At 44.5% G+C, this 15,121-nt stretch carries 14 protein-coding genes and 1 tRNA gene; 2 read left to right on the top strand and 13 right to left on the bottom strand.

Translation table 11 applies throughout. From position 1 onward, the window contains the following. The 8 genes from D908_RS04895 to D908_RS04930 all read right to left on the bottom strand — a co-directional run bounded on the left by D908_RS04895 (window position 1) and on the right by D908_RS04930 (window position 8,226). Window positions 1-1,167, bottom strand: coding sequence for a conjugal transfer protein TraF (locus D908_RS04895; RefSeq protein ID WP_005526058.1), 1,167 nt, complete (start codon window positions 1,165-1,167; stop codon window positions 1-3). Window positions 1,168-1,226: 59 nt separating this feature from the next. After that, window positions 1,227-2,111, bottom strand: coding sequence for a DUF2861 family protein (locus D908_RS04900; protein ID WP_005526055.1), 885 nt, complete (start codon window positions 2,109-2,111; stop codon window positions 1,227-1,229). A 2-nt stretch (window positions 2,112-2,113) separates the two neighbouring features. Further along, window positions 2,114-2,770, bottom strand: coding sequence for a response regulator transcription factor VxrB (gene vxrB, locus D908_RS04905; protein WP_000815040.1), 657 nt, complete (start codon window positions 2,768-2,770; stop codon window positions 2,114-2,116). Then, window positions 2,745-4,226 (bottom strand): sensor histidine kinase VxrA, encoded by a 1,482-nt coding sequence (gene vxrA / locus D908_RS04910; protein ID WP_022578896.1) that lies wholly within the window; start codon window positions 4,224-4,226, stop codon window positions 2,745-2,747. Before vxrA ends, vxrB begins: the two co-directional genes overlap by 26 nt. A 118-nt stretch (window positions 4,227-4,344) precedes the next feature. After that, window positions 4,345-5,721: a Re/Si-specific NAD(P)(+) transhydrogenase subunit beta gene (gene pntB / locus D908_RS04915; protein ID WP_005526052.1), complete on the bottom strand. Its 1,377-nt coding sequence runs from the start codon at window positions 5,719-5,721 to the stop codon at window positions 4,345-4,347. 9 nt (window positions 5,722-5,730) lie between these two features. Continuing rightward, window positions 5,731-7,269, bottom strand: a complete 1,539-nt coding sequence (pntA, locus tag D908_RS04920; protein WP_001165526.1) for a Re/Si-specific NAD(P)(+) transhydrogenase subunit alpha — start codon at window positions 7,267-7,269, stop codon at window positions 5,731-5,733. Window positions 7,270-7,561: 292 nt separating this feature from the next. Beyond that, complete coding sequence (locus tag D908_RS04925; protein WP_000522490.1) at window positions 7,562-7,840, bottom strand: HlyU family transcriptional regulator; 279 nt, start codon at window positions 7,838-7,840, stop codon at window positions 7,562-7,564. An 11-nt stretch (window positions 7,841-7,851) separates the two neighbouring features. Further along, window positions 7,852-8,226: a late competence development ComFB family protein gene (locus tag D908_RS04930; protein WP_001176542.1), complete on the bottom strand. Its 375-nt coding sequence runs from the start codon at window positions 8,224-8,226 to the stop codon at window positions 7,852-7,854. Window positions 8,227-8,505: 279 nt separating this feature from the next. Between D908_RS04930 and D908_RS04935 the strand changes: the two genes are divergently transcribed. Further along, window positions 8,506-9,744: a GGDEF domain-containing protein gene (locus D908_RS04935; protein WP_005526049.1), complete on the top strand. Its 1,239-nt coding sequence runs from the start codon at window positions 8,506-8,508 to the stop codon at window positions 9,742-9,744. Here the strand turns inward: D908_RS04935 and D908_RS04940 are convergent. The 4 genes from D908_RS04940 to D908_RS22590 all read right to left on the bottom strand — a co-directional run bounded on the left by D908_RS04940 (window position 9,741) and on the right by D908_RS22590 (window position 13,966). Beyond that, entirely contained in the window at window positions 9,741-10,727 is a 987-nt protein-coding gene (locus tag D908_RS04940) for a Solitary outer membrane autotransporter beta-barrel domain (protein WP_000777558.1), read from the bottom strand. The two genes, D908_RS04935 and D908_RS04940, sit on opposite strands and share 4 nt — an antisense overlap. A gap of 77 nt (window positions 10,728-10,804) precedes the next feature. Continuing rightward, complete coding sequence (locus tag D908_RS04945) at window positions 10,805-12,373, bottom strand: gamma-glutamyltransferase family protein (RefSeq protein ID WP_005526046.1); 1,569 nt, start codon at window positions 12,371-12,373, stop codon at window positions 10,805-10,807. Window positions 12,374-12,762: 389 nt separating this feature from the next. Next, on the bottom strand, window positions 12,763-13,533 hold the full coding sequence (locus D908_RS22595) for an MFS transporter (protein ID WP_235047371.1): 771 nt from the start codon (window positions 13,531-13,533) through the stop codon (window positions 12,763-12,765). 64 nt (window positions 13,534-13,597) lie between these two features. Continuing rightward, window positions 13,598-13,966, bottom strand: a complete 369-nt coding sequence (locus D908_RS22590; protein WP_235047370.1) for an MFS transporter — start codon at window positions 13,964-13,966, stop codon at window positions 13,598-13,600. 138 nt (window positions 13,967-14,104) lie between these two features. Between D908_RS22590 and D908_RS04950 the strand changes: the two genes are divergently transcribed. Further along, window positions 14,105-14,686, top strand: a complete 582-nt coding sequence (locus tag D908_RS04950; protein ID WP_005526044.1) for a TetR/AcrR family transcriptional regulator — start codon at window positions 14,105-14,107, stop codon at window positions 14,684-14,686. A gap of 293 nt (window positions 14,687-14,979) precedes the next feature. Here the strand turns inward: D908_RS04950 and D908_RS04955 are convergent. Further along, window positions 14,980-15,053 (bottom strand) — tRNA-Gly (locus tag D908_RS04955). Window positions 15,054-15,121: the final 68 nt, after the last annotated feature.

Below are 15,121 nucleotides of genomic sequence, written 5' to 3'. Positions count from 1 at the left end.
TTAGTAACTCGCAAGGAAGTTGATGTAGGCTCCCATTGCATTTTCATTGGTATAACTTGCACCGATATCAAGTTGGAAGAGATTCAGTGGAGAAAGTCCGATACCACCAGTAATTGTTCCTTCTGTGTTATCGTACGCTAAGTTTTTGTTGTACCCTGCCCTCAACTTCAATTGACGCATGATGTCAATTTCACCGCCAACACGGATCATTTGAGTATTGTCTTTAAAATCTTTGTAGCGTTCTTCTTCATTGAGGTCATAGTCTACGCTCAGAGTGAAGTAATCAGCTACAATCCCCGCACCAACAGTATATTGTGGCTTCATATCGTAAGAATACGAAATCGGGTTTCCAGAAACAGATGATGTGATGGTTTGGGTTTTTATTTCACGAGAAATTAAATTGGTTGCTGCAAAACCAATTCGAACTGGTCCGTAGAACCATAGCGCACCAGCATCCATATTAAAAATGGTTTCGCCTGTACCGTTGTCTCGTAAATCTTTAATGTCGTAGCTGTTTAAGCTTGCTTCATAGACATAGGTATACACCCGTTGTAGCTTTGGTGTTACGCCAAAAGCAATATGCTGGCCTAGAAATGTCTGATACTTGGCCAAGCTAATCCCAAGTTCTGTCACTCCAACAGATACCGCATTGATTGAACTAGCCTTTGCTCGATCTAGCTCGCAAAGATCATCTGTACATACACGGCTATCAATAATCGGAGAAACAAATGATTCAGTGTAGGCTTTGCCGAAAACGTTGGCAGATATAAATTGATTCGGTATTGCAAAAGCGACTACACCGCCTAATTCAGCATTCAGTACATCACCCTGCATCGAGGTCAAGCTTTTACTGAGGTCACCGACGTTGCTGTAATCACCTTTGGAGCTTTGATTGATAATTTCAGTGACTTTATCTAAATCAGTGATTAGGTCATTGGGGTCGTTATAAGACAAACCAATACTCGGCAGAATCATACCGACATCATCATTACGGCGATAAATGGCCACCAGAGCTGGGTTATAAAATGGCCCTGTTAGAAAGTTTCCTGAAACGACACCGACACCGCCCATGGCATCCCCACGAGCTTCAATGGCATAGTTAGCACTTAGCACAAGTGGAGAAATTAAAACTAATGAAACACCAAAGGAAAGAGAGATTTTTTTCATAGTGATGTAAGCCTATTCGTCCTTTTTCTTTATAGCGGCATATTGTCCAATATCTTCAATCATTCCTCTACATTAACGTCGTAGGTTTTACTAATAACTTGAGATTGTTCAATAGCTAGCGGTCCTTGCCAACGTTGGTGAATCATAGAAACTGTGACAATGTAACGGTCTGATGGTAAGGATACGTTCTCTAAGTTGGTTGGATAATCTGATTCATAGCTTTCACTCCAAATCTGTTTATAGTTACCATCAATGTGATCAAAAACGGAAATGGATAGCTTAGGTAATGGGCAATGCGGATTAAGTAACTGGGTTTTCTGGATCTGCCATTCATCTTTCGATGTCCAACGGACTACTTGCTTAGCGATGGTGTCGCCAAAAATAACCCATGCACTCCAAGACTCCTGATCCGCTGCTGTTATATCAATACGATATAATCCAGCCCCGAGAGGATTCGTCAGGTTATAGCGCTGAGCATAGGTGTAAATACCTGATGTGCCATTGTCACCACGATTGGTGAGTGTACCATCAGTAGAAACGACTTTATCGACCCATTTGGTTAAACGAATATCTGCGATAGGCACTTTGGTTTTGGTATCAATTGCAACTTGATATGCATCACGCCCAGGGCTTTGAACATCCACTCGTCTTATGGTTACAGCCTGAATCCACTCAGGAAATGGCTTATTGTCGAGCCCTTTACCGCAATCAACGGTTAGAGATTGAATCAACAAATCATTTAGGTGTGTTTTCAGGTTTTTATTTTTTTCTAGCTGCCACACTTCAACTAATGAACTGAACATATTTTCCAGATCATTGTTTAGTAGATGCTGATGGGCTTGAGTTAATGGGGTGTTCTTTTCAAACCACCCTGTTACATCAGCAGCTACAGGTGTGCTCAATAGCACACCTGATAACAACAAAAAAGTATTTGGCCTAGCCATGATCACGCTTTCATTTTATAGCCAACACCACGCAGTGTTTCAATTTCAAGCCCTGGTAGTTTTTGACGCAGCTGAAGTACATGCGTGTCTACTGTTCGAGTTGTTGGGAAATGGTTATATCCCCACACATGATCAAGAAGCTCATCACGAGTAAACACTCGGCCTAAGTTACTGGCTAAAAATAACAACAAATCAAATTCGGTACGGGTTAGCGTGATTGACTCACCATTGAAGAAAACTTCACGAGTTGCTTTATCAATGGTTAAGTTGGCTGTTACAACTTTACTGTCATCTTGACCATTATCAGGCGAACGTAGCTGTGCGCGAATACGAGCGAACAGCTCTGCTTCTGCAAAAGGCTTCGTAAGATAGTCGTTAGCGCCTGCATCCAGTCCTGTTACTTTGTCTTTTACTGTGACTAAAGCAGTTAACAGAATCACAGGGATATCTTTGATTTTTTTCCAGTCCAACAAATGTTGAACGGAGTCTCCATCTGGCAACTGGCGATCGAGGATCACGAGATCAGCCTTGTCCCAATGCTGTTTGACATCTGCAATGGTCTCTGCATGTAAACAGTCATAACCGGCTTGCTCTAAACTGACCAATAGGCCGTCAGCGAGGTTTTTATCATCTTCAACGAGAAGCAGTGTCTGTTTCACAAGGTATCTCCAAAATAAAAGTAGTTGGCGGACCTTCAAGCGACATTTTGCCGCCCATTCGCCCCACCATAGATTCGACAATGGTCAAACCAAGACCTAATCCGCTTTTACTCACAAATGGTTTGCGTAAATGACGCCAATCACGATGAGTTAACGAGCCTTGGTCTGTCACTCTAAAAGTGACTAAGTTTGTTTGAGTTATCACTTCAAGAGTGACAGGCGCAACACCATATTTGACAGCATTACGCAATAAATTATCCACACACGTTCCTAACCAGTACACATTTAGCTTGGCGGCGACATCTTGATTGAGTTTCAGGGTGACTGCACCACTGAATTCTTCTTCAACTTTATATTGTAGCCACTCTTCAACAGATGGAACCCAGTCTGAAGCTAATGGTTTGCTATCAGACTGTAAATAATCTTTGCTCGCTTCTGCTAGCTGACGTAAACGCCTTGAATCTTCACACAAACGACGGAACTCATCGTACAGAGATTCCGGCAAATGCTCAAACTCCCGACGGAAACCTTCAACAGTTAACGAAAGACTAGCGATCGGAGTGCGTAATTCATGGGTAAGAATTTGTAAAATCAGCATACGGCTGCGCATTTCTTGCCGTTTAGAGTTCCAACGGTAACCTGACCACCCCAGTACTAGGAAAATATTCGCCATCACCAGAATGATCATGCTTGACCGTAAAAGATCTGAATGATCTTCAACATCCCAGCAGATGTTCCCGCGTTGAATAAAGCAAGTGTTATCGGCGGACAACAAACTGTAGCTCAATCCGGCCTTGTTAGCATTGGTTAGCCAGCTTTCTTCGTTAAAGAGATAATAGATATCCCCTTTTCTTAGCCAAAGTTCACTACCTGAACCAAACATTGATGCACCTGCGATCAAGGCGTTGATCGAGTCTTCACTCATATTTTGTAGATGGTAAAGCAGTGTTCCTTCTGCAGCATTGGGGCGCTCTTGAATATGCATATAAGGCAGCAGATTTTCAAATTGTGCAGGATACTTTTCTGCATAACGGAATGCGTAAGTTCCTCCGCCTGGATGGATCAATCCGCTGCGAGCAAACCATCGTGGGGAAAGGCTCGAGCCTTTGCATAGTGAGCGTGTAAAAACCAGTGGCTCCGTGATCAACGGGCTGAGCGGCAACTTCCCAGTGCAATTTAGTGAGAGCTTATAGAGCAACTGAATATCTTTTAGCGGATACACTGACGTTTGTGGCAGCATACTATCTGGAGTCAGTAAGCGCGTCGGGAAATCGTTTTGAATTGAACGAATGTCGTAAGTCGTCGCTGCTGAATTGTAATCAAAAAGCGAAACGAAGAGATCGATGCGCTCAGGCAGCGAATCGGCATACACAGATGTCGGTAATATGGCGAAGCATAAACTTGCCAATGTTAGGTTGAGCGCTCTTATCAAGGGATTATTTGGTTTTAATAGCATGCGAAAACTATAACGCATTATCTGGTAAAGAGAAATTCGAGTGTTATATTGATGTCAATAATGGCAAGCCATAAAACGAAGAAGCCAGCGTGATGCTGGCTTCTGATGGGTGCTGATTTTATAGTGCTTTAGCGATGGAGTCGACACTCTCCTTCGCATCACCAAACAGCATCATAGTGTTCTCTTTAAAGAACAGGGGATTTTGAACACCAGCATAACCCGTATTCATAGAGCGTTTGAATACAATAACGTTTTTCGCATTCCACACCTCAAGTACTGGCATGCCTGCAATTGGGCTATTCGGATCTTCCAGTGCCGCTGGGTTAACGGTGTCGTTAGCACCAATAACCAGAACAGTATCGGTATCGGTGAAATCTTCATTAATTTCATCCATTTCCAATACGATGTCGTAAGGCACTTTCGCTTCAGCTAACAATACGTTCATATGACCAGGCAAACGTCCCGCTACTGGATGAATACCAAATCGAACCGTTACGCCTTGTGCACGCAGTTTCTCTGTAATTTCGTAAACAGGATATTGTGCCTGAGCGACGGCCATACCATATCCCGGAGTGATGATAACTGACTTAGAATTTTTCAGCATGTCAGCGACTTCTTCCGCCGTGGTTTCACGGTGTTCGCCCTGCTCTTCATCACTGCTAATCACAACTTCTTGGCCAAAACCACCTGCGATTACACTGATAAACGAACGGTTCATCGCTTTACACATGATGTAAGACAGAATCGCACCTGAAGAACCAACTAATGCACCAGTCACAATCAGTAGATCGTTGGCAAGCATGAAACCTGCCGCTGCTGCTGCCCATCCTGAATAAGAGTTGAGCATAGAAACCACAACTGGCATATCAGCACCACCAATTGAAGCTACTAGGTGGTAACCAAAGGCAAAAGCGATCAAGGTCATCACGATCAGTGCAAATAAACTACCATTCACGTTTACAAAATGAATGAGTAGTAAACCTGAAACAACCAGAGCGGCCAAATTCAGTTTGTGCTTGTGAGGTAGATTTAATGGTGTTGACTTGATGATACCACGCAGCTTTCCAAACGCGACAATCGACCCAGTAAAGGTAACGGCACCGATAAAAATACCCAAGAATACTTCGACCAAGTGAATTACGTGTTCAGCATGGGTTGCAGCTTCTGGCGCATCGATGTAGCTGTTAAAGCCAACCAATACTGCTGCCATACCCACGAAGCTGTGTAACACCGCAACCAGTTCTGGCATTTCGGTCATTTCCACTTTCTTTGCGTAGTGGATACCGATACCACCACCGATCACCATAGCCAATAGCACCCATGCAATACCTTGTGCACTTGGGCTAAAAATGGTGGCCAGTAAGGCAATTGCCATACCAGCAATACCATAGTAGTTACCAAATCTTGCTGATTCTTGTTTAGACAAACCAGCCAAGCTCATGATGAAAAACACAGCAGCAACAATGTACGCTGCTTGTACCAATCCTGCAGACATTGTGTACTCCTAGTTTTTACGGAACATTTCAAGCATACGTTTGGTGACAGTAAAACCACCAAAAATGTTGATGCTTGCAATCAAAATAGCGATAAAGGACAAGAAGGTCACAATGCCACTGCCCTGACCAATTTGTAACAGTGCACCTACAACAATAATGCCTGAGATTGCGTTAGTTACAGACATTAAAGGTGTATGTAGTGCATGTGTCACGTTCCAAACTACGTAGTAACCGACCACACAAGCGAGTACAAATACGGTGAAGTGACCAAGGAAAGCAGCTGGTGCAACAGAGGCAACCCACGCAAACAGACCTACACCAACCGCTAAACCCGCCAGTTTTTTGATTGGTGATGTGGGTTCGGCTTCTTTTTTCTGCGCTTTTACTGGTTGTGCTTTCGCTTTTTGTTGAGGTTGCGCTGACACCTGAATAGGTGGCGCTGGCCAAGTGACTTCACCTTCTTTAATGACAGTAACACCACGAAGCACTACATCTTCAAAGTTAATGTCGATATTGCCATCTTTTTCTTTGCACAGAAGCTTTAGTAGGTTGACCAAGTTAGTGGCATAAAGTTGTGAAGATTGCGTTGGTAGACGGCCCACCATATCGGTATAGCCGATCACTTTTACGCCATTAGCCGTAGTAATCACCTGATCTTTTACTGTGTATTCACAGTTACCACCGTTCGCAGCGGCAAGATCGACAATCACACTGCCTGCTTTCATGCTGTCCACCATTTCTTTGGTGATCAGTTTTGGCGCAGGTTTTCCTGGGATCAGTGCGGTAGTGATTATGATGTCTACATCTTTCGCTTGTGCAGCATACAGTTCAGCAGCTTTGCGATTGAAGTCATCAGACATCTCTTTTGCATAGCCATCACCTGAGCCAGCGGTTTCTTGGAAGTTAACTTCCAAAAACTCAGCACCCATGGATTGCACTTGCTCTTTAACTTCAGGACGAACGTCAAAAGCGCGAACAATGGCACCTAAACTGCCTGCAGCACCGATTGCAGCCAAACCCGCAACGCCAGCACCAGCCACAAATACTTTTGCCGGTGGAACTTTACCTGCTGCGGTAATTTGACCTGTAAAGAAACGTCCAAATTCATGAGCCGCTTCGACGACTGCACGGTAACCAGCAATGTTTGCCATAGAAGAAAGCGCATCAAGTGCTTGTGCGCGTGAAATACGCGGCACCGCATCCATGGCTAAAACGTTGATATTCTTGCTGGCAAGCTTTTCCATTAAAGCAGGATTTTGCGCAGGCCAAATGAAACTGACCAACGTTGTTCCCTCTTTCAGAAGAGAAATTTCGTCATCTAGTGGTGCATTTACTTTGAGGATAAGCGGACAAGCCCAAACTTCTTCGCTTGAGCCGATTGTGGCCCCTGCTGTGGTATAAGCTGCATCATCGAAACTGGCAAGCGCTCCGGCTTTTGATTCGATACAAACCTCAAAACCTAGTTTTATCAGCTGCTCAACCGAGGACGGTGAAGCGGCTACTCGCGTTTCTCCAGCGAGTCGTTCTTTTGGTACACCAATTTGCATAGCGGTTCCTTGACTATTGGCACAATGATTAAATGTTTTTATCGGACGATGACATGAACTGCAAGTTGTTTGTAATTCAATTACGAAGCTTGGTTACTTTTAATGTCAAGTTGAGGCTGATTGTGTGAACTCTGTTAGATAATTACAACGGTTTTCACACAAAGCAGAGGTCGAACCAGTGAAGGCTATTTTCCTTAAAAACAGGGAGTTACATCGTGCCACATTAAAAATGTGACTAAGCATAGCCTTAGCAGGATGGGATATTCATGATTTCCATCAATATATTGGCCAGTTAGGAAAAGATCTGTCCTGACATTTGATCAATAAATAACTGGGCTTTTTTCAACATCAGCTCTTCAGCATCCGCTTTATTCGAAACTAAGTCCGAGCGAATAAAGCGATGCGTTTTTAGCTCACCATTGATTTCTTGTGTGATGCGCCCTGCAACACGAAACTGGCCATTTTCTGCTATTGGCTCTTGGTAGATCATAAAACCTTTATACTCTACTGGTTCGGCTTGAGCTGGTTCTGGTTGTTGGGTTTTACCAAAAAGGCGCGAAAATAATCCCACTTAGGCTTTCCTTATTGACGACGGTTAATTTTGTTGACAATTGGAGTTTCAAACCACTCCAACTCTGCATCATCATCAAATCGCGCGTGAGTGAAGATCACAGGCACATCACGATCTCGATTCTGACGTCGGTCATTTACTATCATGGATTCTGCGGCTTGAACAGCAATCATGGCATGTTCTTTAAGAATCACTAGTTTGCTTTCAGGTAAGGCAGAAAGAAAATCGATATCATGTCGAATATAAAGTGGTTTAAGTTGGCACAGCGCCAAGCATGCTAAATCAGCCAATTGGTCCTGATCATACACATCTGAATATTCTGGTGACCCAAGCACTTGGCCCACTAAAGTCTCCATGTAGTTATGAACATCTTCATTCAATTGCATCTTGTCTCTCCCAAATAAGGCAACCGAAAACCTTGCACATCAGACTGGTTAGTAACTCGATGCGCAAAATGATCTGAGGCTCTGAGATTACTGTAGTCGAATTTTCTGAGGTTCATATTTAATCAATCAAACACTTGTCACAATAAACTTACTCGATAAGCGCTGTTATCGTCACCTAAGTTTAGTAAAAAGCTTGGAAAATCATGAAATCAAAGTATGCTTGGCAATAGATTTTAATAGTAGAATTGTCATTAATTCGATGTAGACCTTTTGGTATTCATGTCTTCTAGCTTTGTTACTTCACCTTGGTTTCGTTTTGGTTTTCCTTTATTGCTGCTGGTCGCAATCTGGCTAGGTATGAGCAATGTGGTGCTGGTAATAAAGTCCAACTTAGGTATGGCGGTTAATCTACCTTACATACTGTTTTTAGTGTCGCTGATTGTCGCTCATATTTTTAAGCAAAGTCGGATCGCTATGGTTGCAGTGACTATGCTGTTTTCCTACTGGCTGATTCAAGTTCGTTTACAAACACCTCTGACTGAAAGCTCTACAATGCTTGAGCTCATAATGTTGAGTTTGTTGCTTCCTGTGGCTTGCTTTTTACCCTATGCGTATAAAAATGCAGGATTATTTAGTAAATCCTTTCTCAGCTATCTGGCTTTTTTACTTCTTTGTACGTTTTGGGCTTGGTTGACGCGGCTGCACATCGGTGAGACAGACCATTCAACTCTGACCGAAAATCTATTTTTTGTCGTGCCACAAATATCACGTTTACCCCTGATTATTGTTGCTTACCTTGTTGCACTAGTCGGTATTGCTGGCATTTCAGTGTTAACCCGCAACCAGATCCTCGATGTGGTGGTGTACAGTGCCATTTTATTGGGGATGAATGCGTTTGTGCTGTTCCATATCCCCTATGTATCAACCACGATGTTTTCACTATCAGGCTTGCTGATATTGGTTTATTTGATTTCAGCTGGACATGAGATGGCATTTAATGATCCCTTAACTCAAATTCCTGGGCGACAAGCTTTAGATCAGGATTTAAAACATATTGGGAAAAAATTTACGCTTGCGATGCTTGATGTGGACCACTTTAAAAAATTCAATGATACCTACGGACATGACACCGGTGATGATGTTTTAAAACTGGTTGCGTCGAGATTGCGTTTGATTGAAGGTAAAGCTCGAGTTTATCGCTATGGTGGAGAAGAATTTTCGATTATCTATAGGAATAGACTGGCTGATGAAGTGCTGCCTTTCATTGAAGCATTGCGCCAAGACATTGAATCTTATGAATTAGTGATCCGCAACTCGAGTAAGCGTCCTAAAAGTGATACTGAAGGGGCTAAAAAGCGAACTCGAAAATCCAATAGTGACATTGTCACGATAACCATCAGTATTGGTGTATGTGATTCCCAGTTACATCGAAATCCTAATGAAGCGTTAAAGGCTGCAGATGCCGCACTCTATAAAGCGAAACAAGCTGGGAGAAACTGCGTCAAACTGGCGAGCTAATCTTGATTAAAGAAGAGTACGATGCTACCACCTTTAAATGCACTGCCGTAGTTAAAGGTTAAACCTAATCCAATGTTATCGACGAATTCAATTTCAAAAGGTGGTGTCATTAACCAACCGAAACTGGCTTCGTAATAGTTTGAAGTGCCCAGCGGTTCTTGAGTTGTACTGCCCACATCAACCCGTCGGATACTGCCATAAATTGATTGTACGGAACGCCCCACTTGGGTGAAGTCGTAAACACCAGTCAATGTATTGGCGACATACCAACCTTCAGGGTTTCCAATTTGGCCGTTGTTGGCTCTACCCCACCCGTATCCGCCGAAATAATGCCAAGCAGAAGAAGCTCGCCAATGGCCCCAGCTTTTTTCTTCGTCGTATTGGATCTTCAAATTAGTTTCAAACAAATTTGCCCACGCATAAGTGTTCACCAGTACGCCATCAAACGGTGATAACAGCTTCTTAAAGGAAGGATTGTTAAAAGTCACACTGTTTTTGAAATAAAGCAGATGCGTACCAACCGCAGGGGTTAATGTCCAGTTTTCGGTTAAGCGATATTGATAGCGGTAGAATGCAGCCCCGCCTAACACTGATTGTCGATAGTGTTCCGTTTGACCTGAATTTAGTGCATCAGGAAGAGTTAAATCATCGTCTATAACAGAAGCTGACAGGCGGAAAAACAGTTGATGTTTGTGGTATGCCTCGTCATCACTTAATGAAAGAGTGATAGGCAAGGTACTCGATTTGTATCTTTGGCGATTTTCAATCGATTCTGCTGTACCTAAATTTTCGTTATCGGTATGAAACCAATCGTTAGGGTCAAAATTGTTGAATCCAGCGGTAAACACATCACTATCTGCTAATACCACACTCGAAGAGAATGCTTGTTCAAGATACTCTTCGATAAAAGCATAGCTTTGTGCTGATGCCTGAGCTGACACAACAATGAAACACCCACAGACAAGGTTTAAAGATAACTTCATAAACTCTCGATACCCATTCAACGCTTAGGTTGCAGATGATAATCGACTTGATGCATTTAAGGTACTGTAAAACTAGATTATTCAACGGATGTGTGTAATCCAGTACCATCACTGCGTGGATCAGTAGCGACATCGACATTCCCCCCCTTGTGTAGCACTATTGCTCCTGCATGTCCCATCATTTCACTTTTATCTGGGACAGCATGAATCTGATGGCCGCGCTCTGCTAGCGAGCTTTCCAACTGCTTTGCTAATGTTGATTCCATTCGGAGTTGTGTAGTGCTATCTCCCCACGTTCTTCCTAACAGCCAGCGTGGTTGAGCAATCGATTGTTGAAGGGGTTCCTGTTGATAGAGATAGCGACTGATTAAGCAAGCTTGGGTTTGCGGCTGCCCATCGCCTCCCATGGTTCCATAGACAATTCTTCTACCATCGTTGAGCTGTGTATAGGCCGGATTAAGAGTGTGAAAAGGCTTTTTGTTGGGTGCAAGACAATTGATATGTTCAGGATCTAACGAAAAACTTTGGCTACGAATATTCCAAAGTACGCCACTCGATGGCAATACCAAACCACTGCCAAATTCCCAATAGATACTCTGAATAAAACTGACCATAGTGCCGTACTGATCTAAAGCTCCCATCCACACGGTATCACCTAATTGAGTTTCTTTTGGCCAAGATGTCGCTTGATTTAACTGAATATTGCGTGCAAGAGAATTGATATGTGCCTGAGTAAGGTAATCCTGCAGTGGCACTGAAAGACATTTTTCATCTGTGATCGTTTGGTTACGTATATCGAAAGCCAGTTTTGTTGCTTCAATCAACAGATGAACATGATCAGCTGTCGATTTAGCCTGATTAACCAAGCGATCATAAATTCCTAAAATAAGTAATGATGCAAGCCCCTGCGTTGGTGCTCCGAGATTGTAGAATTGTCCTTGCGAAGTTTCATAGGTTAGCGGTGTACCAATACGAGCCTGATGTTGAGAAAAATCCGATAACCGTAACGGGCTACCTGCTTGCTCTAACTCTTTAGCTAACTGTTTGGCTAAATCTCCGCGGTAAAAACTGTCAAGTCCATCCTGAGCTAGGTAAGACAGCGTGCTAGCTAACTCTTTCTGCGTGACAATGTCACCGGAATTTAGTTTCTGTCGAGATTGATTGAGATAAATACGCGCAAAGTCATCCAATTCATAAAGTCTTGCCCATGTTTTTTGACTCGCAGCAGCAAGGCTAGAGGTTGTGAGTATTCCCTGCTCCGCAGCTTGAATCGCGGGCTCTAATAAGCCCTGCTGACGGATACCAGAAGAGAAAAGCTGTAATGCACTTTGCCAACCTGAGATAGTTCCAGCCATGGTGAGTGCCGCTTTACCACCTTGTTGTGGCAAACCTTGGGTAGGATCATACTGCTCAAGAGCAATATGTTGTGCTGAAGCGCCACAGGCATCAATCGTAATAGGAGATTTATTTTTAGCTGCAATCAACCAAAAACCATCACCACCAATACTGTTCATATGTGGATACTGAACGGCGACCATAGCTGCAGCAGCAACCATAGCCTCACAAGCTGTACCACCTTGGCGGAGGATATTTAACCCAACTTCACTGGCTTTGTGGTGTGGAGCGGTAAACGCGACATTGGCCATAAATCACCTCGTAAACTATTACGAGAACAACTTAATCGTTTTGACTTGGCTGAGCTATTGTACGTTGGTAGATATGCTGGAAGATAAGCAGAATTTTGGGGGAAACATAGACAAGGATTAGAGCAATAATCTTTGAATGTGGCCGCATTTTTTGAGTCTGCACAGCGGCATCCTCTAACTAGCAGTGGGGGAAGAACGATTCGAAAAACTGTGGCTGTTTCACAAACACTCCAGCAAGTTGAGTATCTGGACTTGAGAAAACGTGCTAGTTGCATGGCTATGCCGTGAGACTATTTGACCCAATCCCCCAATTACACGTTAGTGACTGACCCTATATCACCGACTAGACAAGAAAACATCAAGAGAAATGGGGGCGCTAGCCCCCACTTTTACACGGAGTAGGAAACTGTAGATGCATGCTCCCTCATACGGCGATAACACCACAGAGCCACAACCAGCACAGCACCTCCTGCAACAAGAGCTACGCTAAAGCCACCGCGTGCCCCTTCCATATCCACAACCTGACCAGAGACAGCAGCACCCATCGCTACCCCGATATTCAAACCCGCAAGAAGCCAGGTCATGCCTTCTGTCAGCTTGTTTTCCGGCACGATGCGCTCAACCAGTGACATTGTCACGATCATTGTTGGGGCAAAGAACAAACCAGCAACAAACACCGCTCCAGCCAAGCCGACGATATTGCCTGCAAGCAACAGTGGTAGTGTCGTTGCTGCGGTCGCCAGCCCTCCGATTAGCAGCAACTGGTGCATTGGGGTTTTCAGCTTGAGCGCACCAAACAGCAGACCTGCCAGGCAGGAGCCAATCGCGTACGCCGACAACACAAAACTGGCCGCTGCTGGGCGTCCCATCTGTTCGGCAAACGCAACGCTGACGATATCGACCGTTCCCACAATGATCCCCATTGCAATCATCAACAGTGTCAGCAGACGCACATCTGCCAACCGGATAACTGACCCAGAGCTGTCTAACACAGCGTCGCGCTGCACTATCAGTGGCTCAGTACCACGCAATACGACAAAGGTCAGTACACCGAATGCCAGCAGTACCGCAGCCACTAGTGGGCCTGCCTGAGGAAACAGAGCCACCGATAGCCCCACCGACAGCGGAGGGCCTGCAATAAAAGTTACTTCATCAAGCACCGTTTCCAGTGAGTAGGCAGTCTGTAAGCGAGATTCTCCCCGGTAGATGGCTGTCCAGCGGGCTTTATGCCGACATACTCGGCATAAAGCCCGCTAGCACCGCACCTATAAACAAAGTCCAGTCTGGCATCTGCCAATGCGAACAGACAACCAACAGCAAAATCCCCATCACACTGATACCAGCAGCAGTCGGCAATACCCGGCCTTGGCCGTGCCTATCGACCAAGCGTGAGATTTGCGGAGATAGCAACGCATAGGTCAATACGAAGGTGGCTGCCACTGCACCTGCCAAGCCATAGCTGCCGCGTAGTTGCGACAACATGGTAATGATGCCGATACCGGTCATCGGCAACGGAATACGCGCTATAAGACCTGCCAGAGAAAAACCTTTGGTGCCATGGGTGTCGAACAGTTCACTATATGGATTGGGCATATAAACTCTCCTTATCTATAGAGCCCAACTTGCTAAAGCAGCGCTGAGCGGGAATAATACATACATCTCGTATGATTAAAATTAAACATACGAGATGTATGTAAATAATGCAAGAATGTATTTATGAAGGAGGAGACTATGGTTCGACGTACCCGAGCCGAGATGGAAGAAACCCGTGCCACACTGCTGGCTACTGCACGCCAAGTTTTCAGCGAGCAGGGTTATGCCGACACCTCAATGGACGACCTTACCGCACAGGCTGGTCTGACTCGTGGAGCGCTCTATCACCACTTCGGTGACAAGAAGGGGCTGCTGGCCGCTGTGGTCGCTCAAATTGATGCTGAGATAGATGCTAGGCTGCTGGCCATTTCCAATGGTACCGATGATGCCTGGGAAGGCTTCAGGAACCGCTGCAAGGCCTACCTAGAAATGGCGCAGGAGCCCGAGATCCAGCGCATCGTACTACGGGATGCTAGGGCGGTTTTAGGCCCACCTTCTCTGGGAGAACAACGGTACTGCATCACATCTATGCAAAAGCTGCTGGAGCAGCTCATGCAGCTCGGCATTGTGGTGCAATCTAGTCCCGAAGCCTTAGCCTTGATGATTTACGGCAGTCTGGTCGAGGCCGCATTTTGGATCGCTGAGTCCGAAAACAGCAAAGACCGTTTAACGCAGGCTCTTTCTGCTATGGAATTGCTTCTACAAGGGATACGTGCCTGACAGCATGATCATGCGAGGATCCTCAGGTACCAAAGATCGTTTTAGGTTACTCTCCATAGAGGTAATACTGAAAACCTATTGGCTAAGAAGAACCTACCGAACAGCTAGAAGCCTTTGTCTCGTGAGCTTTGTTTTGTGCGGTAAGCTCTTAGGGTAATCTAGAATTGGGAAAACAATTTCAAGCGTAGTAAGTCGAAGAGCAGTTTCTGAGCATGTACATTGTGACACCATGTTCTATATTAGTGCCTATCTACAATATGATTCGGATAAATTCGCTGATTTTAATAAAAGATTGGAGCGGGCAGCGGGAATCGAACCCGCATCATCAGCTTGGAAGGCTGAGGTAATAGCATTATACGATGCCCGCGCATCGAAGTGACGTCGCTAATATGCCACACTCTTGAGAAAAGAAAACCCCTTTTTAATCATTTGCAT

It is taken from the genome of Vibrio mimicus CAIM 602, from assembly GCF_000338875.1.
Lineage (GTDB): Bacteria > Pseudomonadota > Gammaproteobacteria > Enterobacterales > Vibrionaceae > Vibrio > Vibrio mimicus.
Note: the sequence above shows the minus strand (reverse complement) of the source record. Positions and strands in the feature narration are given on the sequence as shown.